The 24094-nt window shown below is 48.9% G+C and carries 23 protein-coding genes; 15 read left to right on the forward strand and 8 right to left on the reverse strand.

The window, feature by feature from the left end; translation table 11 throughout:
* Positions 1-49 precede the first annotated feature (49 nt).
* The 3 genes from L4C36_RS11110 to L4C36_RS11120 form a co-directional block, all read right to left on the reverse strand.
* Positions 50-622 carry a GNAT family N-acetyltransferase gene (locus tag L4C36_RS11110; protein WP_428477867.1) on the reverse strand — a complete coding sequence of 191 codons (573 nt, stop codon included), beginning with the start codon at positions 620-622 and terminating at the stop codon, positions 50-52.
* 146 nt (positions 623-768) lie between these two features.
* Entirely contained in the window at positions 769-1221 is a 453-nt protein-coding gene (locus L4C36_RS11115) for an SRPBCC family protein (RefSeq protein ID WP_428477868.1), read from the reverse strand.
* Between the two features lie 915 nt (positions 1222-2136).
* Positions 2137-2676 (reverse strand): hypothetical protein, encoded by a 540-nt coding sequence (locus tag L4C36_RS11120; RefSeq protein WP_428477869.1) that lies wholly within the window; start codon positions 2674-2676, stop codon positions 2137-2139.
* Between the two features lie 220 nt (positions 2677-2896).
* Between L4C36_RS11120 and L4C36_RS11125 the strand changes: the two genes are divergently transcribed.
* The 4 genes from L4C36_RS11125 (at position 2897) to L4C36_RS11140 (ending at position 7692) form a co-directional block, all read left to right on the forward strand.
* Positions 2897-3280: a hypothetical protein gene (locus tag L4C36_RS11125; RefSeq protein ID WP_428477870.1), complete on the forward strand. Its 384-nt coding sequence runs from the start codon at positions 2897-2899 to the stop codon at positions 3278-3280.
* A gap of 102 nt (positions 3281-3382) precedes the next feature.
* Positions 3383-4006 carry an NAD(P)H-dependent oxidoreductase gene (locus L4C36_RS11130; protein WP_428477871.1) on the forward strand — a complete coding sequence of 208 codons (624 nt, stop codon included), beginning with the start codon at positions 3383-3385 and terminating at the stop codon, positions 4004-4006.
* Positions 4003-5955 (forward strand): monovalent cation:proton antiporter-2 (CPA2) family protein, encoded by a 1953-nt coding sequence (locus L4C36_RS11135; protein ID WP_428477872.1) that lies wholly within the window; start codon positions 4003-4005, stop codon positions 5953-5955. The genes L4C36_RS11130 and L4C36_RS11135 overlap by 4 nt, the downstream gene beginning before the upstream one ends.
* Before the next feature lie 528 nt (positions 5956-6483).
* Positions 6484-7692, forward strand: a complete 1209-nt coding sequence (locus L4C36_RS11140; RefSeq protein WP_428477873.1) for a NupC/NupG family nucleoside CNT transporter — start codon at positions 6484-6486, stop codon at positions 7690-7692.
* A 116-nt stretch (positions 7693-7808) separates the two neighbouring features.
* Here L4C36_RS11140 and L4C36_RS11145 read toward each other — a convergent pair whose 3' ends face one another.
* On the reverse strand, positions 7809-8690 hold the full coding sequence (locus L4C36_RS11145) for an NAD(P)-dependent oxidoreductase (protein ID WP_428477874.1): 882 nt from the start codon (positions 8688-8690) through the stop codon (positions 7809-7811).
* Positions 8691-8923: 233 nt separating this feature from the next.
* Here L4C36_RS11145 and L4C36_RS11150 point away from each other — a divergent pair, with 233 nt between their 5' ends.
* From L4C36_RS11150 to L4C36_RS11165, 4 genes are all read left to right on the forward strand, one after another.
* The gene (locus L4C36_RS11150; RefSeq protein ID WP_428477875.1) at positions 8924-9523 is read left to right on the forward strand and encodes a hypothetical protein; all 600 of its coding nucleotides are present in this window, start codon (positions 8924-8926) and stop codon (positions 9521-9523) included.
* Between the two features lie 217 nt (positions 9524-9740).
* Complete coding sequence (gene secD, locus L4C36_RS11155; protein ID WP_428477876.1) at positions 9741-11555, forward strand: protein translocase subunit SecD; 1815 nt, start codon at positions 9741-9743, stop codon at positions 11553-11555.
* Between the two features lies 1 nt (position 11556).
* Complete coding sequence (gene secF / locus L4C36_RS11160) at positions 11557-12453, forward strand: protein translocase subunit SecF (protein WP_428477877.1); 897 nt, start codon at positions 11557-11559, stop codon at positions 12451-12453.
* Positions 12454-12609: 156 nt separating this feature from the next.
* Positions 12610-13803, forward strand: coding sequence for a cystathionine beta-lyase (locus tag L4C36_RS11165; RefSeq protein ID WP_428477878.1), 1194 nt, complete (start codon positions 12610-12612; stop codon positions 13801-13803).
* Between the two features lie 91 nt (positions 13804-13894).
* On the opposite strand, the gene L4C36_RS11170 is transcribed toward L4C36_RS11165, so the two are convergent.
* On the reverse strand, positions 13895-14563 hold the full coding sequence (locus tag L4C36_RS11170) for an HD domain-containing protein (RefSeq protein WP_428477879.1): 669 nt from the start codon (positions 14561-14563) through the stop codon (positions 13895-13897).
* A gap of 64 nt (positions 14564-14627) precedes the next feature.
* Here L4C36_RS11170 and L4C36_RS11175 point away from each other — a divergent pair, with 64 nt between their 5' ends.
* Positions 14628-15065 carry a hypothetical protein gene (locus tag L4C36_RS11175; RefSeq protein WP_428477880.1) on the forward strand — a complete coding sequence of 146 codons (438 nt, stop codon included), beginning with the start codon at positions 14628-14630 and terminating at the stop codon, positions 15063-15065.
* Between the two features lie 198 nt (positions 15066-15263).
* Here the strand turns inward: L4C36_RS11175 and L4C36_RS11180 are convergent, their stop codons facing one another.
* The gene (locus L4C36_RS11180; RefSeq protein ID WP_428477881.1) at positions 15264-15548 is read right to left on the reverse strand and encodes a hypothetical protein; all 285 of its coding nucleotides are present in this window, start codon (positions 15546-15548) and stop codon (positions 15264-15266) included.
* A gap of 382 nt (positions 15549-15930) precedes the next feature.
* Between L4C36_RS11180 and L4C36_RS11185 the strand changes: the two genes are divergently transcribed.
* From L4C36_RS11185 to L4C36_RS11210, 6 genes are all read left to right on the forward strand, one after another.
* Positions 15931-16527 (forward strand): DNA-3-methyladenine glycosylase I, encoded by a 597-nt coding sequence (locus L4C36_RS11185; protein WP_428477882.1) that lies wholly within the window; start codon positions 15931-15933, stop codon positions 16525-16527.
* Between the two features lie 90 nt (positions 16528-16617).
* Positions 16618-17541 (forward strand): cation diffusion facilitator family transporter, encoded by a 924-nt coding sequence (locus tag L4C36_RS11190; protein WP_428477883.1) that lies wholly within the window; start codon positions 16618-16620, stop codon positions 17539-17541.
* Between the two features lie 206 nt (positions 17542-17747).
* The gene (locus L4C36_RS11195) at positions 17748-18908 is read left to right on the forward strand and encodes a chemotaxis protein (RefSeq protein ID WP_428477884.1); all 1161 of its coding nucleotides are present in this window, start codon (positions 17748-17750) and stop codon (positions 18906-18908) included.
* A 199-nt stretch (positions 18909-19107) separates the two neighbouring features.
* Positions 19108-19488: a hypothetical protein gene (locus L4C36_RS11200; RefSeq protein WP_428477885.1), complete on the forward strand. Its 381-nt coding sequence runs from the start codon at positions 19108-19110 to the stop codon at positions 19486-19488.
* A gap of 274 nt (positions 19489-19762) precedes the next feature.
* On the forward strand, positions 19763-21097 hold the full coding sequence (gene astB, locus L4C36_RS11205; RefSeq protein WP_428477886.1) for an N-succinylarginine dihydrolase: 1335 nt from the start codon (positions 19763-19765) through the stop codon (positions 21095-21097).
* A 71-nt stretch (positions 21098-21168) separates the two neighbouring features.
* Positions 21169-21690: a DUF2058 domain-containing protein gene (locus L4C36_RS11210; protein WP_428477887.1), complete on the forward strand. Its 522-nt coding sequence runs from the start codon at positions 21169-21171 to the stop codon at positions 21688-21690.
* Positions 21691-21802: 112 nt separating this feature from the next.
* On the opposite strand, the gene L4C36_RS11215 is transcribed toward L4C36_RS11210, so the two are convergent.
* Both L4C36_RS11215 and L4C36_RS11220 read right to left on the reverse strand, forming a co-directional pair.
* A complete protein-coding gene (locus L4C36_RS11215; protein WP_428477888.1) occupies positions 21803-22915 on the reverse strand; it encodes an alpha/beta hydrolase in 1113 nt (370 codons plus the stop codon).
* The gene (locus tag L4C36_RS11220; RefSeq protein WP_428477889.1) at positions 22869-23831 is read right to left on the reverse strand and encodes a LysR family transcriptional regulator; all 963 of its coding nucleotides are present in this window, start codon (positions 23829-23831) and stop codon (positions 22869-22871) included. Before L4C36_RS11220 ends, L4C36_RS11215 begins: the two co-directional genes overlap by 47 nt.
* Positions 23832-24094: the final 263 nt, after the last annotated feature.

Genomic DNA, 24094 nt, shown 5'->3' on the forward strand with positions numbered 1-24094 from the left:
CAGTGGGTGGCGGAGCATGATGATCATCAAGGGGCAGGGTTTCCCCTGCTCATGACAGAGCAGGGATAGGTTCAGGCTGTTTCATTTCTTCCGGACATTTCATTTCGTAATATTCCAAATCGACAGACAGGCGATCAACGCGCAGGGCGTCGGTTTTGGTCATGACATGACGCATGCCGATTTTTTGCATCACTTTTCCGGGCTGTGTTTCTTGGCTGTAGTGTTGACCGTAAAGGGTATCGAGTTGAAGGCGCTTGAAGCCAAATTCAGTAATACGCTCTGCCGCTTCGGTGCAATAGCCTTGTCCCCAAAATGGGACACCAATCCAATAACCCAACTGGGCTTTGCCATCAGCAATATTATGCAGACCGACACAGCCAATGAGTCGATAGGACGATTTGAGAGTAATTGCGTAAATCGCAGAGTGCCCACGGTGCCAATCCGCCAGCAGTTTACCAATCCATTGACCTGCCACACCGTCCGTGTAGGGGTGGGGGATGTTGATGGTGCCATTGGCGATTTGTTCTTCGCCCGCTAATTGTTGCACCTTATGCGCATCGGAAAGCTGGAAAGGACGAAGTATCAAGCGCGAGGTGGTCAATAACGGCTGATGTTGCATCATAGAAAATCCTTAAACAATGAATAGAGATTCATAGTAAAGAGCGATAGGCCCTGTTGGCTATCGACTGGATCAAATTACACGCCGAATTTTATATTCACGTTACAGTATGGCTAACAGACGGATGAGGCAGATTGGCCCCAAGAGAGCTATGGAGAAGGCGATTGCCAGGTTAACTCACTGTAGGCGGCAAGGTTTAGCAGGGCTTTTTTGATTCGGTGTTTAAAAAAGCATCCAACCAGCCAGCCTGTGCCGCGTATTTTTGGGCTGAAAATAATACGATAGTGGATCAGACTGTGTTCCGCGCTGAGGCTCTGGAGTTTGATCCAGCCGCCGTGTTCTTTGACTGGCCCCCCTTGGATGATCTTGTATTGCAGATGTTCATTTTCTTTGTAAGCGATCACTTGTTCTTGAGTGGAAAACCAGCCATCAGAGACCTGACGAATCGCCCCAATGCCATTGGTGTCCGGTTTGCCCGCGCGGATCAGGGTATAGCGCCCACTAAAAAAGCGGTCCAAATTGTCGTGATCGGCGAGCAGTTGGAACAAGACCGTTTTAGGGACGTTGGCGGTTTGCTCTAACGTGATCGAATACATGCCCATGACAGTGACCTTTTATGGGTTCATCTGTAAGGCTAACAGGTGAGGGCAGGGTGTCAATGCAAGGTGAGAAGCGGTGTTTTTCGTGTTTTTCCCCTCAATCACCCGATTAGCACGCTGACCGCGTGATTTTTTTATGTTTATTTTGAATACGATGCCATTATCGTAAATGGGTATATTTTCAACGTGATAGCAGTGCGTTAAGGGGTATTTGAGTGAAATAAATGATGATAATCACAAAAAAAGGTAAAAAGAGTATTGCAAAAAACACAGTGGACTTTTATATTAAAGTTTGTTGATTGCAAAAAACAGAGGTGAAATTCTTCCTGCTGGAACCCTTAACTCATAACTTAAGGTCATTTCAATTTCTCCCTCAATGCTTATCACAGTTCTTTAACTCCTGAATGTTCATCGAACCTCATCGCTCTGAAAGCGTCGTGTCGTTGTTTTATCCAGTGAGTAATGACATTTTATATTTATCTGTTTGTCATACGGACGTCACAACTTAACAGGTAAAGTAGAATGGTATGGAAGAGTAAGAACGGTATTAATTATTGAAATATCAACCTTACTCGTTTTGGAAAAATGAGAGGTATATTATGGCTAATCGTAACCGTCGACAGTGGTTCTATCATCAGTCGCAGACTACTAGTCTAAAAAACAAATCGAAGTAATCTTACTTAGAAGAAGCAAAGACGCTATCTTTATGATTTGTAATCTGTAAAAATGTAAATTGTAACAAAGTCGGCCAGAAACATGCAGTGATCCTATGTTTCTGGCAATATCTTTTTTCCCCGCCTTAATTTTTATCCCGTTTTATCTTCTTGTTAATAACGCTAATTCTATTTGTATTTTATCTTGACGCAAACGTTTCCCTTTTTTATTTGATACTTTACATGATTATTTTATTTTCTGGGCTCAACGATATATATTTCCATTGACTTCTACGCTGTCAGGAATGGACGTTACCGGTGCACCGCCAAGGAAAACATTGCCATTAACCACTAAATAAGTGGGCAGAGTCGTGATACCGGTATTGGCAAGATAGAGATTTCCTCCAATGTAAAGGTACGGCGGCAAGGTCGTTATTTTTGTGCCCATCAAACTTAAATCCCCTTTCACTTGTAACCCGTTATTCAGCGCGGTGATTTTTGAATGCGCGGCATTGATGTAACCTTCAACGTGGATCATCAAGGGCAGCGTGGTGACATCGCTGTATGCTAAATTCACATTCCCTTTGACCGTGAGGGATTTCGGGAGCTGCGTAATACGGCTGTTTTCAAGATTGAGGTTACCTGCCACCGTCAGGGGATCCGGCAAACGGATATCGCCCATGTTACGCAACGTGATGTTGCCGTAACTGTCGGTGAAGTTAAGTAACTTCTGTTCCGTAAGATGCCATGCGGCGTAGGATGCGTGACTGGCGAACAGTAACCCTAGCGATATCAGTGATAACACCCCCACTGTTATGGGGGAGGCGGTTAAAACACGCCGTGAGGAGATAGGCCGTGTGACGGAATGAGATTTCATGGAGGCTGAGCGATGCGACATAATTATTAATGTTAACTGTATCAATAGTTCACCGCCAACCTACCTCAATGCGCACCGATTCGCGAGCAATAATTCGGGCTTTTCTCAACTACACTTGATTTAATTGAAGTGATCGGAGAGAAGCTGAATGTCAACGTGTCTGCACGGCGGCATGCGTCGCTTGAAGTATCTGCGAATCTGTTTGTATCTCTTGATTGGCGGGGTATGCAGTAGCGTGTGGTCGGTACATGCCGATACCATGGATGTGCGCTGCGATATCTATCCCCATGGTGCCAGTGAGCCGGCTGGTCAGTATTTTTGTGTGTTTTCACAACGACAGGGACACGTCACGTTAGATCGATCTGATGGGGTGAATTATGACTTCATCCCTGTCGGCAATACCCCCGGTAACTACCAAGATAACCACGGTCAACCGGTGTATCGCCAGTCGGGTTTGGGAAACGATGGCCTGATATTTAAGCTCAAAGAGGAATCGGTCTATGTGTATTGGGATACATCGGGCTTAGAGTGATGCAGATACGCACCATGAGTAAATTTGAATAACAGCATAAAAATCTTTAATCTAACGTCTTGTTTTCTCAATTAGATGGCAATGTTGCGCTAAAGGAAGATTATGTCAGGGATAAAAAATAAAATACTAATCCTGTTTGCCCACCCTTCACCCGCTCGCTCCGAAGTTAATTTTCCACTGCTTCAGGCCTCTCAGCAGCTTGAAGGAATCACGGTGGTGGATTTGTACCATGAATACCCCACCTTCAGGATCAATATTGACCGTGAGCAGCAGAGGCTGCGTGAGCACGATGTGATTATCTTTATGTTTCCCCTCTACTGGTATTCCACACCGTCCATTTTAAAAGAATGGCAAGATTTGGTGCTGGAGTATGGGTTTGCGTATGGCTCGGAAGGCACGGCATTGCACGGTAAAACCTTCTTTTGTGCCTTAACGGCTGGTGGACCGGAATCGGCCTATTGCGCAGAGGGGTATAACCACTACACCTTAAAAGAACTGCTGCAACCGTTGGAGCAAACGGCCATTTTGACCGGGATGGAGTTTTGGGCACCGTTTGCGTTGTTTAACGCGCGCATGGCCGTGGAAGAGCAGCGGGTTTCACCGCATGTGGCGGATTGGCTGCGTTTATTACGAGCGATTAAAACCGATCGGATTGACCGTGAAGCGGCTTGCCGTATGGCCATTTTAAATAAGGATCTTGATGCGGTGATCAGGGAGGCGCAATGACCAGTTATTTTATTCAGGCTTTTATCTATTTATGTGCGGCGGTGATTGCCGTGCCGATTGCCAAACGGTTAGGGCTCGGCTCTGTGCTGGGTTACTTGATTGCCGGTGTGGTGATTGGCCCTGTGGTGGGGCTAGTTGGGGCGGAAACGCTGGCCATTCAGCATTTCGCCGAATTCGGTGTCGTTATGATGCTGTTTTTGGTCGGGCTCGAACTGGAACCGCGCATGTTATGGGATATGCGCCACCGCCTGTTAGGGTTGGGCGGCCTGCAGGTCGGCTTGACCACCGCGATAGTGATGGGGATCGCCATTGCCTTTGGCGTCGGTTGGACCATTGCCTTGGCGGTCGGTCTGATTTTTTCCCTGTCCTCCACCGCGATTGTGTTGCAAACGTTCAATGAAAAAGGGTTGTCAAAAACCGAAGGGGGACGCAATGCGTTCTCCGTGTTGCTGTTTCAAGATATTGCCGTGATCCCCATGCTGGCATTGATCCCCTTGCTGGCTTTGCCCGAATTAGTGGAGCAGGCGCAGCAATTGATGCAACAAGCCGCGGAACATCATGAAGACCTGAGTTTAGTTGCGGGCTTGCCGGGCTGGGGGTACACCCTAGTGGTGATTGCGGCGATTGCCAGTGTGGTGGTGGGTGGGCATTACCTCAGTCGTCCATTGTTTCGGTTTGTGGCGGCATCGGGGGTGCGAGAAATCTTTACCGCGACCGCGTTAATGTTGGTGATCGGCATTGCGGCGTTAATGAGTTTGGTGGGGTTATCACCCGCGTTGGGGACGTTTCTGGCGGGTGTCGTACTCGCCAACAGTGAGTTCCGCCATGAGTTAGAGTCCAATATCGAACCCTTCAAAGGGCTATTATTGGGGCTGTTCTTCATCACGGTCGGTGCCGGCATTGATTTCTCGGTGCTGTTTAGCCAGTTGTTCTTGGTACTTGGGCTGACGCTGGGTGTCATGCTGGTCAAAGCGACCGTGTTGTTTGCATTAGCACTGATTTTCCGTGTGAAAGGATCGGATCGTTATTTGCTGACCTTGAGCTTGGCACAAGCCGGTGAGTTTGGTTTTGTGTTGCTCAGTTACTCGTCTCAGAACCATGTTATACCGGCGGATATCGCCCAAGTCTTGGCCTTGGTGGTGGCGATCTCCATGTTCTTAACCCCTGGCTTGTTTATTTTCTTCGATAAAGTGGTACTGCCACGTTTTGAAGATCAAGCCAATGATCGTGAAGCGGATACCATTGATGAAACCGGCTCGGTGATCATCGCGGGTATTGGGCGTTTCGGTCAGATCGTGAACCGCTTGCTGGTGGCTAATGGGGTAAAAACGGTGGTGCTTGACCATGAAGCTGGCCAAATAGATAACATGCGTGCGATACGCATCAAAAGTTATTTCGGCGATGCAACGCGGCCTGATCTGCTGCATACCGCCGGCATTGAAGACGCCAAGTTGTTGGTAGTGGCAATTGATGATCCGGAGCGGGCGGTGGAGTTGGTGCATTACGTTAAACATACCTATCCCAAGGTGCGTATATTGGCGCGTGCGTATGATCGCGGCCATCATTATGCGCTGCGTCACGCGGGTGCGGATTATATGATCAGCGAAACGTACCATTCGGCACTGACGTTAGGGACGCAAGCGTTAAAAGATTTGGGTATCCACCCATTCCGTGCTGAGCAATTGCGGGAAACCTTCGTTGAAACAGAAACACGCAGTAAAGAAATGCTGTACCAAGCATGGAAAGACAATACCGAAGACAGCAAGTTTAATGCGACTTACCGCGATCTGTTTATTCAGCTAGAAGAAGCTTTGAGTGAAGAGATGAAAGCGGAACGTCACAGTAAACAGGCTTCATCAGAGCGTGGCTGGACACCGCCACCGAAAGGGTATGCAGATGTGATAGAGGTGCTACAACAAGATACCGATGATCCTATGCCTAATGGATAAATGCACGGTGTGATTCGCGAGATGACGTTGAAAAACGCAACCTTTTGGTTGCGTTTTTTATGTCAGCAAAGAAAACGTTTGCGTGCAAGAGGATGAATGAAATTAATGGATGATACGGGTGGAAGGCAACGGAGTTGACAGATGGAAACATTTTCTTACATTTGATGGATATTTGTTCAGTTGAATGCGCATCACAAAAAAAACGGTTTTTGGGGTTGTTAATGTGACATGAGTCTCTATATACTCCGCATCCGGCCAGAACCATAGAGTTCAGCCACCTGAGTTACAAGCTGTCACCATGGAGATGTGAACGACCCACGGAGTTGGACCGGCATTACTTTAGCTTGTTAATTAGGTGACTTGTATGTTGTACAGTTGGGCGGACAAATCCACACTTTCCGAGCGTCTTTGTTTGGAACCTACCTATTTTGCTTTTTCCCCAAAAGCGATGTTCCCCGTTGTATGGCACGCAGTAACACCTTCATTTTTCGACACCCCAACACATAGACAAAGCAACAGGACGAAATAATGCAGTTGTTAATTAGTTTGGCCGGTATTTTGGTACTGGTATTGTGCGCGTACGCGCTATCTGAAAATCGTAAAGCCATTAACTGGCGTACGGTGGGTGGGGCGTTGTTCTTGCAAGCCAGTTTTGCTGCTTTGGTGCTTTATTTCCCATTGGGACAGAAGATGCTAGGCGCAATGAGTAGTGGCGTTGCTAGCGTTCTCGGTTTTGCTGATGAAGGGATCAAATTCCTGTTTGGCGACCTAGCGACGACAGGTTTTATCTTCGCTGTTCGTGTTCTTCCCCTCGTTATTTTCATTAGTGCACTTATCTCTCTTCTTTATTACCTCGGCGTGATGCAATGGATCATCAAAGTGATCGGTGGTGGCATCCAAAAAGCGTTGGGTACAAGCCGTGCAGAATCGTTAGTGGCAACCGGTAACATCTTCCTGTCTCAAGGTGAGTCACCACTGTTGGTAAAACCGTTTTTGGCACAAATGACCCGTTCTGAGCTGTTCGCCGTCATGGTCGGTGGTATGGCATCAGTTGCTGGTAGTGTGCTAGGTGGTTACGCCGGTCTGGGTGTGGATCTGAAATACCTGATCGCAGCGAGCTTCATGGCGGCACCAGGTAGCCTATTGATGGCAAAACTGCTTGTGCCTGAGCAGAGTGTTGCCGTTGAGCAAACAGACATCGAAATGTCAAAGAGTGACCACAGTAATGCGATTGATGCGTTGGCTGCGGGTGCGATGAACGGCATGAAAGTGGCCGTGGCTATCGGTACCATGCTGATTGCATTCGTGAGTGTGATTGCAATGGCTAACGCCGGTCTAGGATCTTTGGGTGAGTTGGTAGGCTTCCAGAACCTGACGCTACAAGGCATGCTGGGCTACTTGTTCTCGCCATTGGCCTTCATCATTGGTGTTCCGGCGAATGAAATGCTCCAAGCAGGCGCATTCATTGGTCAGAAAGTGATCCTGAACGAATTCGTTGCGTTCCTTGATTTCGTGAGCGTGAAAGAGACCTTGTCTGCACACAGCCAAGTCATCATCACGTTTGCCTTGTGTGGTTTTGCTAACATTGGTTCTATCGCGATTCAAATCGGCTCTATCGGTGTGATGGCACCAGAGCGCCGTGGTGACGTGGCAACCCTTGGCTTTAAAGCTGTGATTGCTGCTACCCTTGCGAACCTGATGAGTGCAGCACTAGCGGGTATCTTCATCAGCCTATAAGACGAAGACACGCGTTGTGTTCTATACATGAGTGCATGCACTCGGACACACAAATAAAAAAACCGCCAGCTTGGCGGTTTTTTTGTGTCTACTATCTTGCCTTAAAGCAGTCTGACTTAACGTGACTTGTCATCAAACTGTTTGATCAGCACCGAGGTATCGGCACGGCTGTAGCCACGCTGCTGTAGCTCGGCGTACTTCTCATCCACTTGTTTAGCAAGCGGCAGTGCGATGTTGCGCTTCTCGGCGGCATCAAAACAGATGCCGAGATCTTTACGCATCCAATCAATGGCAAAACCAAAATCAAACGCGTTATTGGCCATGGTCGCGGCACGGTTTTCCAACTGCCATGAGCCCGCGGCACCGTGTTTTAGCACCTCGATCATCTTTTCAATGTCGAGGCCAGAGGCTTTCGCCAGAGAGATCGCTTCCGACAACCCTTGCAGTACGCCCGCAATGCATAGCTGGTTGGCCATTTTGGTGATTTGGCCATAGCCAGTGTCACCCATCAGGGTGGTGGCTTTAGCGAAGCAATCCATGACCGGTTTCGCGCGCTCAAAGGTCGGGTTATCGCCCCCCACCATGACCGTCAGGCAGCCGTTGACCGCACCGGCTTCACCGCCCGAAACCGGTGCATCCAAGAAATGCCCCCCATTTTCGGCCGCTAATGCTGCCAGTTCGCGGGCAATTTCTGCCGACGCGGTGGTGTTATCTACCAAGACAGTACCGGCGGTGACGCTCGATAAAATCCCGTTTTCACCACAGTACACATGGCGAAGATCGTCATCATTACCGACACACGTAAACACAAAGTCCGCGCCTTTGGCGGCATCAGCTGGTGTTAGTGCCATGTGCCCAGTGTACGTTTGCGTCCACTGTTCCGCTTTGGCCGTGGTGCGGTTATAAACGGTGACATTGTGACCAGCGGCAGCTAAATGCCCGGCCATGGGAAAGCCCATCGTGCCAAGACCAATAAACGCGATACGGTAAGTTGTCATGTTTGCTTCCTTGTCGGTTGTTGAGCGTGTTTTTCGCTGTAATACGTTGAGATAACAAGCATATTGTTGTTATGAAAAGGGACACTATATACCCAAGCCTGCGAAATATGTAGGCGCGAAGGGAAAATGCTTCACAGAAAGGAGTGAAGAGCGGGGAGATGGGTGTAAAGAATCACTTGACTATCAGGGGGCTTAGTCCTATTTTGCGTGAAGTCATAATAAGTGGTTTTGATATGTTCGCTGCATTTTTACGCGTTTTTCTGCTGATACTGTGTATTGGGGGTGCTGGCATTAGCCAAGCAAGCCTGGATACGCCTGTGTCTGGCGCGACGCCCAATGCCCCCTACAGCGCAACATTAGCCACAGTATTACCGTCACCGGCCACGGTGTCGTTGCACCTCGCTGAATCGGCCTCTTTTGACCGTTTTTATGCGCAATCGCACCGTGATACGACCCAAACACCGGATCTCTCCGACTACGCAGAGTTGGTGTGGGATTTTGGCAATCAAGTGTCGATGCGCTATGCCACGCAAGAGCAATCCCAAAGCAATCAGCATTCCACGGAAACGCGCAGTTTAGATCCGCTGTTAACCGGCGCATCGCGCATGGCGACCTTATTCCGCCATGACAGCGATGAAGCCGAGCCGCTGTATTCACTGGCTATCGAGCTACCGATTGCCCCTGCGCCAAGTTTCGAGAAAGACTACCGTATTGACTTCCATCCGAATGTGGACTGGATGCTCAATGTCGAGCCTGCCAGCAACCGCCTTGCGGGTTGGAAGGACAGCAACCTCCTTTATAAGCGCCATCTCTCCCCTTCTTCTCTCGTTTAACTCCAGCTATTCATCGTATTTTTTATTGGTTCAATGTGACGCTGCAAGGTGGTTACGCGCTTATTTGTAACGCGTTTCACCCGTGATCCATTGCCCCTATTGACCGTACAGCCCATAGCGGCAGAGACGGTCTGATTTTGATATCGGGAAACCGCGGTTTTTCGATCGCCGTGAGGGCGCATAGCCTGCGCTCACCGGCATAATTTGGCGTTAAATCATGAGAAAACAACAACCTCATCGACTGCTTAACCATTATTCTGCATGGAAATATGTCGTCTTAGTTATCACACTGGCTGTGATGATGCTCAGTGCTATTCCAACTTGGTATGGTGAAGATGCAGCCGTACAAATTGCGGCAAAAGGCGTGACAACGCCAGATGTCGTCACACTGCAAAAAGCCCTGACTGATCAGGGGATCGACGTAAAGCGTATTGAGCAGCAACCCCATAAAACCGTCGTGATCCTGACTAACGAAGCGCAGCAAACGAAAGCGCGCTCAGTGTTAATGAACCTAATGGGCCCGAAAAGTGAATCTCAACTGACGTTGGCGATGGCGCCAGCGTCACCGGTTTGGCTGCAAGACATGGGTTTTTCGTCGATCAAACTGGGTTTGGATTTACGAGGCGGGGTTCAGTTCTTGCTTGATGTCGACGTCGATCAAGTCTTCAATGCGCAAACCACACAGCTGCAAGATGAACTGCGTCAAGCCTTCCGTAAAGAAGGGATCCGCGGTGGTCGCGTGACAAAAGATGGCGACGACGCGTTATCGGTTCGCTTACCGGATGATGAAGCGAATAGCAAAATTCGCCATTACATGAAAGAGCAATATCCGCAGTGGCAGGTGACCAACGGTAGCGGCAGCGGTTTGAACATCGTGTTGAAAGAAGACGAGAAAACCGAACTGCGTAACATGACGGTACAGCAAAACTTGCAAACCATGCGCAGCCGTATTGAAGAGTTGGGCATTACTGAAGCCTTGGTACAGCGTCAAGGTGCAAACCGTATCCGTATTGAATTGCCAGGGGTACAAGATCCAGCAGCGGCGAAAAACGTGATTGGTGCGACGGCGAGTTTGGCATTTTATCCGGTGAAAGAGGTCGGTTTGACCATGGTATTGCCCGATGAAAATGGTCAGCCAGTACGTGTTGCCCGTAAGCCGATTCTGGGCGGCGACCATATTATTGATGCCCGTGCGAGCTTCGGTGAAATGGGGCAGGCAGAGGTGAACATTAATCTGGACACCACGGGGGGTCAGATCATGTCTGACTTCTCTGGCCGCAATATTGGTAAGCCAATGGCGACCGCGTTCAGTGAATACAGCCGCAACGCCGCCGGTAAAACGGTGAAAGAAAGCAAAATCATCAGTGTGGCGACCATTCAAAGCCAGTTGGGTAACCGCTTCCGCATTACCGGTGCCGGTTCAATGGAGGATGCTCAAGAGCTGGCATTGCTACTGCGCGCTGGTTCTTTAACGGCGCCTGTGACCATTGTTGAAGAGCGTACGATTGGCCCAACACTGGGTGCGGAAAACATCAGTAACGGTTTTGCTGCGCTGGGCTTAGGCATGGGTTTGACCTTGCTGTTTATGGCTGTTTGGTACCGCCGTTTAGGCTGGGTGGCCAACGTGGCACTGATTTTCAACATGATCATGCTGTTCGGTTTGTTGGCAATGATCCCTGGTGCGGTATTGACCCTACCCGGTATCGCCGGTTTGGTATTGACCGTCGGTATGGCGGTGGATACCAACGTGCTGATCTTTGAACGTATCCGCGACAAATTAAAAGAAGGGCGCAGTATGGCCCAAGCCATTGATCGCGGCTTTAGCAGTGCGGTCAGTACCATTTTCGATGCTAACTTCACCACCATGATCACTGCCGTCGTGTTGTACGCGATTGGTAATGGCCCGATTCAAGGGTTTGCGTTGACGTTAGGTTTAGGTCTGTTGACCAGTATGTTTACCGGTATTTTTGCTTCCCGTGCCATTATCAATGTGGTCTGGGGCCGTGATGCACGTCGTGAGGTGCGAATTTAAGATGTTTATTACTATGAAAAATGCCACGAAGTGGCGCCACTTCACCAGTTATGTGTCTGTTGCATTGATGGTGCTGTCGATTGGGACCATTGCGGTGAAAGGCTTGAACTGGGGGCTGGACTTTACCGGCGGTATCGTGACAGAAGTGCAGATGAACGCCAGCGTGCCGAGTCATGACATTGATGGCCTCATGGATAAGGCACTGAAGCAAGATGTGAGTGTGATCGCAGCAGGGGAACCGGGGCGTTGGGTATTGCGCTATGCGATTCCAACCCAAGGCGAAGCACCGAATATCGGCCATATCCTGCAACCGTTAGACGGACAATTACACGTGCTGAACACGAGCATTGTAGGTCCACAAGTGGGTCAGGAATTGGCGGATCAAGGCGGTTTGGCCTTGTTGGTATCTGTACTGTGTATTCTGGGTTACCTGAGCTACCGCTTTGAATGGCGTTTGGCTTCAGGCTCCGTGTTTGCTTTGGCACACGATGTGATCTTCATTCTGGGTTTCTTTGCTGCGACCCAGATGGAATTCAACCTGACGGTATTGGCCGCGGTACTGGCGATTATGGGTTATTCCTTGAATGACTCCATCATCATTGCTGACCGTATTCGTGAAGTACTGATCTCCAAGCCGGAGAAATCGATTGAAGAAGTGAACAACGAAGCCATTGCGGCCACGTTCTCTCGTACCATGATCACATCGGGGACGACCTTGATCACGGTAGGGGCCTTGTGGCTATTGGGCGGTGGCCCGCTGGAAGGGTTCTCGATTGCGATGTTTATCGGTATTTTGACCGGTACTTGGTCATCGATTTCGATAGGCACATCGTTGCCAGAACTGTTTGGTTTGAATAGTTCACACTACATGCCAAAACCGATCACCGACGAGCCGTAATCACGGTGTTTGACTTGCTAGAGGGGCCGCATTGCGGCCCTTTTTTTATGTGCGCTTTTTCTGCGTGGCGGTATCCATTCTTTCTGTAACTGTGTTAACGTCAAGGGAATAGGAACGTCATGAGACAATAATAATACAAAAGGAATTTGGGTAAGCATGGGTAAAAAAGCGTTAGAAACCAAAATTGTGACGGCCGGCCGTTCTTCTCAGTGGACACAGTCCTTGGTCAATCCTCCGGTCAGTCGCGCCTCGACGATCGTGTTTGATTCTGTGGCAGAGATGAAACATGCGACGGCCAATCGCGCGAATAAGGCGCTTTTCTACGGCCGCCGAGGCACGAATACGCATTTTGCGTTTCAGGATGCCATGGTAGAGCTGGAAGGCGGGGTGGGGTGTGCCTTGTACCCGTGTGGTACTGCGGCCATCACCAATGCGATTTTGGCGTTCGTGAAAGCCGGTGATCATATCTTGATGGTGGATGGGGTCTACGAGCCAACGCGCAACTTCTGTGACAGCATTCTCGATAAAATGGGTGTCGAAACCACTTATTATGATCCCATGATCGGGGAAGGGATCCGCGATTTGATCCGGCCGAACACCAGCATTTTGTTCCTTGAATCACCGTGTTCGATCACGATGGAAGTGCAGGATGTACCGACGTTAGCGGCCATTGCACACGAACAAGATATTACCGTGATGCTGGATAACACCTGGGCTTCACCGATTAATTTCCAACCGTTTGAACACGGGGTGGATATCTCTATTCAGGCGGCGACCAAATACATTGTGGGTCATTCCGATGTCATGCTCGGTACCGCGGTGGCGAACGAGAAATGTTGGGCGCAGTTGCGTGAGAGCAGCTATTTGATGGGGCAATGTACGTCCCCTGATGACGTGTACTTGGCCATGCGCGGTGTGCGTACCTTGGGTGTACGCATGAAGCAACATCAGGAAAACAGCCTGAAAGTAGCCGCTTGGCTCGCACAACGCCCTGAAGTGGATCGTGTGTTGCATCCGGCTTTTGAAAGCTGTGATGGCCATGAATTTTTCAAGCGCGATTTCACCGGTTGTAATGGCTTGTTTTCGGTGGTCTTAAACCGTGGCAGCAGTGACGCACTGACGGCGATGCTCGACGGTATGTCGCATTTCAGTATGGGCTTTTCATGGGGCGGGTTTGAGAGTTTGATCCTTGCTAATGAGAACATTAACAGCCTGCGCACGGCGACGAAAAAAACCTATGCGGGTCCATTATTGCGTCTGCACATTGGGTTAGAAAATGCGGATGATTTGATTGCCGATCTTGAACGTGGTTTTGAACGTTTAAACGCGGCACTGGCGACATCGGTGTAAGCGTCACACGATAAAAAAGGCGAACACCGCAACACGGTGTTCGCCTTTTTTGTGCGTTTTTTCTGTCCCAAAACCCAAAACCTAAGACCTGCTATTCGGGAAATAGCTCGCCAATTTCATGGCCTAGTTGGCGTAAGAACCCTTTCATGTACGCGGTGCGGCGTTGTGCTTCTTCACGGGCAGCAGCGGTGTTCATGGTGTTGGCCAAGGTAAACAGTTTGGTGTAAAAGTGGTCAATACAGTAGGCTTTGTCATCGCGTGGACGGGTGCACCCGAAGGGATCGTCTGTCGCGTAGAGCGCTGATTGAAAGCCTGTGCTCACTTGAATGCAGCGGGCAATGCCGATAGCGCCTAAGGCATCAATGCGATCCGCATCTTGTACAATGGCCGCTTCACGGCTGGTGATAGGGATATTGGCACTGAAGCTGTGCGCTTCAATCGCATGGTATATCGCGGGAAAATAGTGCTCAGGGTAAGCAATGCTGCTGAGAAAACGTATCGCAGCTTGTGCCGCCAGTGCTGAGGCTTGATGCCGGTTCGGATCGTTTTTCGCCAAGGTGACGCAATCGTGCAGCCATGCGGCGGGGATCACCACCGCCAGATCAGCCTGTTCGTGTTGGGCAAACTGCTTGGCGGCAGCCACGACCCGCTTGATGTGGTCAATATCATGGGCGGCATCCGTGGCAGGGCTGGATTGCAGAAAGTCAGCGCATTGCGCTTCCAGCGTGGTGAGGCAAGGAACAGGCGGGTGTGTCTTCATAGTAATCCGCTCAAAAAGGCGTCCGTTGTCTACGCTTTAGTAAACGCATACTAAAGGGGATACAATGAAAAAGACAGTGTATTTGGCTGGCGTGGGCGGGTTGGTATTCGGGTTGTTAGGCTGCTCAAGTGCGGAGTGGGAAAACGAGTGGGATCGGTATCAGTTGCTGCCTGATGACTACACCTATAATGTCCCTTTCGATAGTATTTACCACTATGGGTACAATCAGGGCTGTGAAACGGCATTGAGTGTATTGGGGGTGACGGACACCGAATACCAGAAAGATGTCACACTGGAAAACAGTGACACCGATTACGACCAAGGTTGGGAAGACGGTAAGCAAGCCTGTGAGCAAGGTGTCAGAAATGTGATGCCAACATCGCGGATTGTGCCCGGGCCGATAGTTCCCAGTACCGTGACATCTGACAGTGTCGCATCGAGTGCGCCGTCTGCATCTAAACCGTCTTACTCTGAGACTGATACACCGACAACGACATACTAAAACCATAAACGATGCACGTACTGCGGCATGTACCGAGAGGCAGTGTGACAGGCTGGCGACGCATGACGGGATGGTAAGGAACAGACATAAAAAAACAGACCTTAGTAGGTCTGTTTTTTATTGCTGTGCTGACAACGATGAAAGCGATAAACCTAGCCTAGTTTTATACTTGATCATTGTTCGTTGTGTCACACGGCCTTACTGAGTGGGTCTTGTCATTGATTGTACCTGACCGTTTTGAAATAAAACGGGTACAACGGCATGCACTTCTGGGAGTAATAAATATGCATCCTTGCTTGAGTCATTATTCATCTCTACGACGATCTGAAGGTGTTGATTCAATGCTCGCTGTAGAGCGGGAGTGCGAATTTTTTTCCCTTGCTTACCGAACTGACTATATTGACCCTGGCTGGCGTAAACCCAAATATTAAATGAGTCATTACCATTCTCAAGCTGCTCGATAAAATCGGTGATATGTCTCATAAAAGTCCTTTTATAAATCAATATCTCTGTATTGACCGTCCTATTATGGAAGGAAGGTGGTATTTTTCAATTCCATTTACACACCCGCCTTCTGTTTGTGTGAAGTGCTTTGCATAAAGCTGCAAAGTCGGGTGGTAGGTGTAATATAACCGCAACAAACGTAAGTAATCAACCTGTTTACTCGATGGATTACGGCGTAATGTGACACAAAAATAAAGCGGGTAAACTGAAACGTATATTTATGATCATTAATGCTTTTTGGAGTTGCGTCACAACTCCGTGATGGTCGTTTGAGTCGTCTATTGCTTTACAGGTTTTCCTGTTATGGCGAGACGAACCCTATCATGGGTGTAATAAAAACAGCGTTATGAGTGAGGTCAGGATGGAAAATACAGTGTGCGCATGGGCGATGAAAAACCCGATTGAACGGATTTACCATGATGAGGAATGGGGGCGAATTAATAACAATGATACGTATTTATTTGAATTTTTGACGCTAGAAGGTGCGCAGGCGGGGTTAAGTTGGTACACGGTATTAAAACGGCGAGATGCGTACAAATTAGCCTTTGAGGGGTATTGTTTAACGCGATTAGCGCAATACGATGCAGAAAAAGTTGAGGAAATAATAGAAAAATTTGATGTCATAAAACATCGCGGTAAAATTCAATCTGTATTTAGTAATGCGAGAGCGGCAAATAAACTTATCGAAGAATATGGCAGCTTATCAGCGGCATTATGGCAATTTGTTGACCATCAACCTGTGACCAATTATTGGACAGATAAAGAGGCGGTACCCACCTCGACCCCGGCATCAAAAGCAATGAGCCGTTTTTTAAAGAAAAAGGGCTTTCTTTTTGTCGGTGAAACGATTTGTTATGCATTTATGCAAGCGGTAGGGATGGTGAATGACCACCTGGTATCTTGTCCTTGTCATCAGCGCATTCAGCAAATTGCTATACAAACAAAACGTGGACAGTAAGGGTGTGTTGAAGTGGTGATGACACCCATTCATGCGTATTATAGGCGCCTCAACGTCTTGCACGATTCTAAAGGATAAAGTTGGTCATTCATGTCTGATACAGCGATAAAAACGATACGTCGAGCCACGTGGGTAGGGTCAATCATCAACATTGTACTCGCCGCAGTGAAAATCACGGTGGGTAAAATTACAGGCAGCCAAGCCTTGGTGGCCGATGGTATTCACAGTTTGTCTGATTTGGTGACTGATACCGCGATTTTGATTGGTTCTCGTTATTGGACGGCACCTGCGGATAAAGAGCACCCTTACGGCCATGGGCGGTTTGAGACCCTGACCAATATTTTTATTGGTGTGCTGTTGGCGGTCGTCGGGATTGGGATTGGCTGGGATTCGCTGAGTGCGATTGGTCATGAAGCGACAAACTCGCCGGGTATGCTTGCCTTTGTGGCGGCTGTCGCATCAATAGTGGCAAAAGAAATTTTGTACCGCTGGACGGTGGTACAAGCAAAACGTATTAATAGCCGTTCGCTGCATGCTAACGCGTGGCATCACCGCTCGGATGCACTGAGTTCGTTGCCGGTGGCCGTGGCCGTTGTGGCCAATTGGTTGGCGCCAGGTTTGCATTATTTGGATCAAATTGCGGCACTGTTGGTCACGGCGATGATTTTGAAAGCGGCATTCGATATTCTGTGGCCTGCCATTCAGGAGCTGACAGATGCGGAAGCGGACACGGACATTGAAGCCAAGATCCAGCACTATGCCGATCAGGATCCGCAGATCAAAGAAGTGCACGCGATTCGAAATCGCCGTACCGGCAGTACCATTTTGTTAGATTTCCATTTGCTGGTGGAGCCTGAGATGAGTGTGGATAAAGCCCATGCCATCAGTGAAAATTTTAAAAGCTATATTCTGGATCAATTAGATGAAGTGGTGGATGTGATCATCCACATTGAGCCCTACACGTGCGCTGAGCGTGTTATTAACCCCTGTTGTGAAGATAAGCACTGTAAATAACGCAGGGCGTTATGACGACAAACATACGGCATAGTGACAAGCTCGTGCTTTAGCCGCTACCGCATCGTATCTGCACTAAAAAGAGAAGCACGCTGTTCTAGGACAGCGTGCTTTTTTGTGTCATTTTTTTGATGTCGATAATCCTATCAATATCGTATCATTGACGCTTCTTCTTACCTCCTTCTGTTGTATTTGTAGGTTCCTTCATGTCCATTCGACATTTTCGTTTTCTCTTGACGGCATTATTTGCCGTCATGCTGTCCGGCTGTTCCTTACTTGAGGTTAAAATTGATAGCCAGACCGTGCCACTCACCCAGCAAGAACTGGCTATGCGCATCATGACGCGTGAATACGCGCAACAATTTTTTGCCCAAGTGGAACAAGCGGCCGATGTGCTGCACAGCCGTTATCCATCGCGTGACAGCGTGAACCAGTCAGCCGTGTTGCTGTGGAAAATTAATGCGGAAGAAGGGTTGCAGTCTGCCGCCTACCAAGTTTCACCCATGGCGTCCTTGATTGATACGTGGGTATTTGCTCAGCAGATGGTCCAGTTTTATGCGACAGGGCCTGGCCATGATCTGTTTGTGACCACGGAAGCCCAAAGCGTGTCGGCCCATTTGGCGAAAGAAGTGGAGCAATTGGCACAAACGATACTGAAGAAAGGCGTGTTCACCCAAACGCAGCAGTTCGTGGCTGATTTTGTCGCGCAGTATCCGTTTGCTGATGTTAGCATGATCCGTACACCGGCATACCGAGCGTGGTTACGCGCCAATCAGATCAGCGCTGAAGATGCAGTGACGACGTTAGGTACGATGCCAGAAGCCATCGGCGATGTATCGGATCGCTTGAGTTTGGCCTCTGAGCAAACACCGAAGATCATGACGTGGAAAGCGCAACTACTCGCCTTAAACAGTACCGCCAGTATCGAACAGGTGAATACGGCCTTAAACAGCCTGAAAGTGTCATCAGACGCGTTTAAAGATTTTATTGATAATAATCCTGAATACATGCGTGACTTGGCGGCACAAATGGCCATTGAGCTTCAGCCGTTAGTGAATGATATTGATGCAAAAACCGCACAGCGTTTAGTGCAATTGAGTGTTGAACGTCAGGCACTAGAAACCATGGTGGCCCGGGAGCGGCAGGCAATTGCGCACATCATCAGCCATGAGCGGACGCAGTTTGCGCAAGATATCAACCACACTTCGCAAGCGGTGGTGGATCTTGCGCTGACTAAGCTGATTGAGGTGATCAAAAGTACCATTCTTTACTTTGTGCTGTTTATTGTGGTGATTTTCTTTGCCCCATTGGGGCTGGGTTATTGCTTGGGTAAACGTTCGGCGGTCCGTGCGGCTGCTGTGAAGTGATTGTTCTGCCCTAAATGGTGTATTTTTTTGTTCTCTCAATTGTGAGATACGCAACGGCACACTGATCCCGCTATCTTTACTCCATAAGTCGATACTGTGTATGCGGTATCGGCTGAAACGTTACTTTTGATTCCAAATGCTAGATGCCAGAGTCCAGGAAATCACGGCGAACAGTATGGGTAAGTGCAAGGAGGAAAAGATGCCATTAGTGAGAATTAAGTCGCTACCTTTTGCGCAAGAAGTGAACATTCCCCGAGTGCTGAATTTACTGTCACATGCACTGTCAGAAGCTAATGAGATTGAGCTGAATCATGTGATGGCAACGTGGGATTACCTCATACCGCATCATTATGCTCATGGCGGTAAACATGTTGAACATCAGCCAGAATTTACACACCCGATCTTGGTGCATTTTTTCGCGCCTAATTTCAACTCCGAGGAGGAGATTGCGGCGATGCTGGAATTGATCGCCAGCACGCTGGTTGAGCAGTTGCCGGTCGATAAACGCAATGTATTTATTAACTATTCCCCCGCGTACAGCGACGGTGTGTTCGATGAAGGACATATCGTTGAGTGGTAATTGTTTCGTTTAAAGGCAGGTGCTTCACTATCGCGAAAGCACCGTCGTCGCGATCCAGCACACAAAACCAGTAAAAGCCAATCGTGATGCGGTTGGCTTTTTTTGTGCATAGATATGATGAAATGACGACCATTAACGCCATTTTATGACTAAGCATGCGATTGAAAGGCTGAAATCGCAGTGAGAAGGAAAGGAAAAACAATTTACGGCATAAACGCGAAATGTAACTATTTTGTTGTGGAATGTTATGGCGGATACAGCAGGGAGTAGGGGTATGACAGCGCGTGAAGCAAATTTTGATGGGTTGGTGGGGCCGACACATAACTACGGTGGATTATCGTTTGGCAATGTGGCATCCGCCAAGCACCAAGCCCAGCCTTCGAATCCGAAATTGGCGGCCAAACAGGGATTAGCCAAAATGAAAACCCTGTCGGACTGGGGCTTGGTGCAGGGGGTACTTGCTCCTCAGGCACGTCCGGATATTGCGACGTTGCGTCGCTTAGGCTTTACGGGGAGTGATCAAGGAGTGATCACCCAAGCCGCGCAACAAGCACCGCAGATCTTTGCTGCCTGCTGTTCGGCATCGAGCATGTGGACGGCCAATGCGGCCACTGTGTCGCCTTCTGGGGATACGGCTGACAGCAAAGTGCATTTCACTCCAGCCAATCTGGTCAATAAATTCCACCGCTCGATTGAACATGACGTGACGGGGCGAATTTTGCAGGCCACATTTGCTGACGATGCCCATTTTGTTCATCATGCCGCACTGCCAATGTCGGAACATTTTGGTGATGAAGGGGCGGCCAATCACACCCGTTTTTGCCATGAATACGGCGAGCAAGGGGTCGAGTTCTTTGTCTATGGGCGGCATGCTTTTGATGGCCGTTTTCCCGCGCCTGCGGTTTTTCCGGCACGTCAAACCTTTGAAGCCAGTGACGCGGTCGCGCGTTTGCATCAGTTAAAGGCCGATCACGTGGTGTTTGCGCAGCAAAATCCCGCGATCATTGATCACGGTGTGTTTCATAATGATGTGATTGCGGTGGGGAATAAAAACCTGTTGTTTTGCCATGAACTTGCCTTTTTAGACCCACAAACGGTGTATGCCACGTTGACCGAACGCATGGGGGATGAGTTTACGATTATCGAAGTGCCGGTAGATGCCGTCCCTGTACACGATGCAGTGTCAAGTTACCTGTTTAATTCACAATTGCTCACGCTGCCCAATGGCGAGACGGTGTTGGTGCTGCCGCAAGAGTGCCGTGAAAATCCCATGGTTTGGGACTATGTAACGTATTTGCTGGTGGAAGAGCGCGGTATTGATCGGGTGCAATTCTTTGATTTAAAACAGAGTATGGCTAATGGTGGTGGCCCGGCTTGCTTGCGATTGCGCGTGGTGTTGACCGATGATGAACTGGCCGCGGTGAACCCGAAGACGATCATGAATGCGGCGTTATTTCAGCAGCTCAACACGTGGGTAGATAAACATTATCGGGATCGCTTAACGGAACATGATTTGGCGGACCCGCAATTATGGGAGGAATCTCGTACGGCGCTGGATGCCTTAACCCAGATTATGGGACTGGGGGCGATATATCCGTTTCAGCGCTAGTTCCCGAGAGGGGGGAGCTTTTGGTATAATGGGAAATATTGATATTAATCTGTGCCCGTGACGGAGTCTCCATGGCCAAGCTATCCCTTCAAGAGCAGCTATTACAAGCTGGTCTTATTGATAAGAAAAAACTAAAAAAAGCGGGTAAATCCTCGAAAAAATCCCGTACCTTGCGTAAAGAAGCGAAAGCTGCAGTTGAAGAAAACAAAGCATCGCAACTGGCGCAAGATCAGGAATTGAACCGTCAGAAGCAAGCCGAAGCAGACAAAAAAGCGATTGCCTCTCAGGTTAAGCAGCTGATTGAGATGAACAAGGTCGAGAAAACCGACGGCGATATTGGTTATAACTTTACCGATGGTTCGTTGGTGAAAAAGCTACATGTGAACAAACAAACGCATGCACAGTTAGTGAACGGACGTTTAGCGATTGCTCGTACGGGTGAAAGCTACATGATCATTCCGGGTGTTGTGGCCGATAAAATCAGTCAGCGTGATGAGACGAGTGTGATCGTGAACAACGTGGTATCGGAAGACGTGATGGATGAAGACGATCCGTACGCAGCGTTCCAGATCCCTGATGATCTGATGTGGTAATACCCATCACAGTCAGTGATCATACATAGCGCAGGAAATAGCGCAGGAAAAAGCCCACCGTCATCGACGTGGGCTTTTTTTATGGCTGTTATGTTTTCAAGCGTCTAGGTATTTAGACGTTTGCTTTATTGCCGTTTTTATTTATTACATGCCTATTTATGGCGCCCTTGTTTATCCCCTTTTGGGGTTTCACTTCAGCTTTTCCCTCGGTATCCCTTTCCGCTTTCATTGCCTGTGCCTGTGCCTGTGCCTGCTCTGCTTCTGGCTCTATCTCATGTCCTTTTGGAGCTAAATAAGCGGCGATAGCTTGGTAAGTGTGCTCGCAGGCATCTGGGGCCAAGGCGTCCAAATTCAAGTAAGCATGGATCATGTCTTCCATATGCAGGTGTTCACAGGCAATGTGGTGCTGGGTTAGTCGGTCGGCGTAGCGACGTCCTTCATCGCGTAGCGGGTCAAAGCCGGCGGTGATGATCATCGTAGAGGGGTGATTCGCGTTCAGCGGCCGAAACAGGGGGGAGGCTTGCTGGCGATCTTCCCCGCGCTGAAAATAGTGGTCGAAATACCAAAGCACTTTGCTGCTTTCGAGTAAGTAGCCTTGCTGCAATTGGGTGATGGAGGGGCTCGATAGCGTGTAATCCAAACTGGGATAGATCAGCACAAGGTGCTCAACCGTCATGCCCCGTTGTGCGACATTGTTCAGAAGATGGGATTGCTGTGCCAGTGTGGTTGCCAGCGCGCCGCCGGCAGAGTCACCCATTAAGGTGACAGAGGGGAGAAAGGCGAATGGCTGTGCGGTTAAGGTGTCATGTAATGCGGTCAGGCTGGCCATGCAATCATTGAGGCCGAGTGGATAGGGGTGTTCAGGCGCTAAGCGGTAATCCACACTGACGACGATATGTTGGCTGGTGGTAGCGATTCGCTGACAAATTGGATCATAAACCTGACTGCTGCCACACATGTGCCCCCCGCCATGGAAAAATAAAATCACGGGCAGGGCCCGTTGAGGCTCGGGATGGTATATCCGGCACGGAACGGAAGTGTGCAGCAGCAGCGTATCGATGACCGTATCAATTGAGGGGCTGGGCATGGCGAACTGCTGGGTAATCGTCTGCAGGCCTAAACGCGCTAAGGCAGGGGTTGGTACGACCCCCATCGCTAATGATTGTGCCACTGTTAAATTAAATTGAGCGAGCCATGTCTGCAGTGCGAGAGGGAGTGCTGGCATGAGGATGTCCTTGCTGTTGTTTGATCTCCGGAATCCGGCTGATCAAATAATCTTTGAAATTGGCACAGCGCGCAGGCATGTATTTGCGCGGTTTAAAATACAAGTTCAGCTCAAATTGGCTACTGACGTAATTTTCCAGTAAAGGCACCAAGGTTTTTTGCGCCAGTTCCTGTTTGATTAAGCTCAGGGGCAAATACGCGATCCCTCCGCCGGCAAGGGCAATGTTCTTCAGTATTTCACTGTCATCGGCTTCAACCGTTTGAGCAATTTCAACCGAGCTGTATTCCCCGTCCAATTCAAAAATCCATCGGTTTCCGCCGACCAGCGTGGTGGCATAAAGGCACTGGTGGTTTTTCAAATCATCAGGCACAACGGGTTTCCCTTGCTTCTTTATATAGTGGGGGGAGCAACAGGCCATCAAGGGTTCTTTGAGCAATGCCCGTTTCACCAGCAAGCTGTCTTTGTCCTGAAATCCACGGTAAGTGGCATTGGCACGAATGGCAAAATCAACGTCATGCACATGATCCACCTCAAAGGCCGTTTCAAGCACCACAAAGTTAATCGACGGGTGAAACTGCAGGTATTCACCGATAATTTGGCTTAAATAGTGTTTGGCAAATAAAGGCGTACACGCGATCTTGATGGTGCCTTTGTCTTCGCTGCTGAGGTTTTGCACTTCATTGAACACATCATCAATTTGTGTGTGAATCAGACTGAAGCGATCAAACAAGCGCTGACCTGCTTGGGTCAGTGTGATTTTTCGTGTTGTGCGCTTTAGCAGGCTTACCCCCATTGAGGCTTCCAGCTCGTTCAGCCAACGACTGGCCGCAGACGCGGAGATGTGATTAAGCTTCGCGGCTTCACTAATGGAACCCGTGCGCACAACATGGAGGAAAAAGACGACCTTGTCTAACATGGGCTACCTTGTAAAAAGCTGTTTATAAAAACCTATCTCTTTCATTTATAGCAAAGAAAAATACCGATCACCAATAACCACTTTTAATCTATGGTTAATGCTAGCGTCGGTTTATTGAGGATAAGGGAGCTTTGGATAGTCGGTGTCGTTTCTCTTTATGCAAAAGTGATTTGCATCTATGTGAGTAATCAATACGGCTGACTCTTCTAGAATAGGAATATACAGTGAGTTGTGATACCCGACACAACTGTTGGCGCTCTCGC

The sequence above is a fragment of the Photobacterium japonica genome (assembly GCF_050337005.1).
Lineage (GTDB): Bacteria > Pseudomonadota > Gammaproteobacteria > Enterobacterales > Vibrionaceae > Photobacterium > Photobacterium japonica.

What these genes read in the sequence shown, in the direction of transcription:
- L4C36_RS11110 (WP_428477867.1), bottom strand. Translation starts at nt 622, where the DNA reads ATGATGCAACATCAGCCGTTATTGACCACCTCGCGCTTGATACTTCGT.
- L4C36_RS11115 (WP_428477868.1), bottom strand. Translation starts at nt 1,221, where the DNA reads ATGGGCATGTATTCGATCACGTTAGAGCAAACCGCCAACGTCCCTAAA.
- L4C36_RS11125 (WP_428477870.1), top strand. Translation starts at nt 2,897, where the DNA reads ATGTCAACGTGTCTGCACGGCGGCATGCGTCGCTTGAAGTATCTGCGA.
- L4C36_RS11130 (WP_428477871.1), top strand. Translation starts at nt 3,383, where the DNA reads ATGTCAGGGATAAAAAATAAAATACTAATCCTGTTTGCCCACCCTTCA.
- L4C36_RS11135 (WP_428477872.1), top strand. Translation starts at nt 4,003, where the DNA reads ATGACCAGTTATTTTATTCAGGCTTTTATCTATTTATGTGCGGCGGTG.
- L4C36_RS11140 (WP_428477873.1), top strand. Translation starts at nt 6,484, where the DNA reads ATGCAGTTGTTAATTAGTTTGGCCGGTATTTTGGTACTGGTATTGTGC.
- L4C36_RS11145 (WP_428477874.1), bottom strand. Translation starts at nt 8,690, where the DNA reads ATGACAACTTACCGTATCGCGTTTATTGGTCTTGGCACGATGGGCTTT.
- L4C36_RS11150 (WP_428477875.1), top strand. Translation starts at nt 8,924, where the DNA reads ATGTTCGCTGCATTTTTACGCGTTTTTCTGCTGATACTGTGTATTGGG.
- secD (WP_428477876.1), top strand. Translation starts at nt 9,741, where the DNA reads ATGAGAAAACAACAACCTCATCGACTGCTTAACCATTATTCTGCATGG.
- secF (WP_428477877.1), top strand. Translation starts at nt 11,557, where the DNA reads ATGTTTATTACTATGAAAAATGCCACGAAGTGGCGCCACTTCACCAGT.
- L4C36_RS11165 (WP_428477878.1), top strand. Translation starts at nt 12,610, where the DNA reads ATGGGTAAAAAAGCGTTAGAAACCAAAATTGTGACGGCCGGCCGTTCT.
- L4C36_RS11170 (WP_428477879.1), bottom strand. Translation starts at nt 14,563, where the DNA reads ATGAAGACACACCCGCCTGTTCCTTGCCTCACCACGCTGGAAGCGCAA.
- L4C36_RS11175 (WP_428477880.1), top strand. Translation starts at nt 14,628, where the DNA reads ATGAAAAAGACAGTGTATTTGGCTGGCGTGGGCGGGTTGGTATTCGGG.
- L4C36_RS11180 (WP_428477881.1), bottom strand. Translation starts at nt 15,548, where the DNA reads ATGAGACATATCACCGATTTTATCGAGCAGCTTGAGAATGGTAATGAC.
- L4C36_RS11185 (WP_428477882.1), top strand. Translation starts at nt 15,931, where the DNA reads ATGGAAAATACAGTGTGCGCATGGGCGATGAAAAACCCGATTGAACGG.
- L4C36_RS11190 (WP_428477883.1), top strand. Translation starts at nt 16,618, where the DNA reads ATGTCTGATACAGCGATAAAAACGATACGTCGAGCCACGTGGGTAGGG.
- L4C36_RS11195 (WP_428477884.1), top strand. Translation starts at nt 17,748, where the DNA reads ATGTCCATTCGACATTTTCGTTTTCTCTTGACGGCATTATTTGCCGTC.
- L4C36_RS11200 (WP_428477885.1), top strand. Translation starts at nt 19,108, where the DNA reads ATGCCATTAGTGAGAATTAAGTCGCTACCTTTTGCGCAAGAAGTGAAC.
- astB (WP_428477886.1), top strand. Translation starts at nt 19,763, where the DNA reads ATGACAGCGCGTGAAGCAAATTTTGATGGGTTGGTGGGGCCGACACAT.
- L4C36_RS11210 (WP_428477887.1), top strand. Translation starts at nt 21,169, where the DNA reads ATGGCCAAGCTATCCCTTCAAGAGCAGCTATTACAAGCTGGTCTTATT.
- L4C36_RS11215 (WP_428477888.1), bottom strand. Translation starts at nt 22,915, where the DNA reads ATGCCAGCACTCCCTCTCGCACTGCAGACATGGCTCGCTCAATTTAAT.
- L4C36_RS11220 (WP_428477889.1), bottom strand. Translation starts at nt 23,831, where the DNA reads ATGTTAGACAAGGTCGTCTTTTTCCTCCATGTTGTGCGCACGGGTTCC.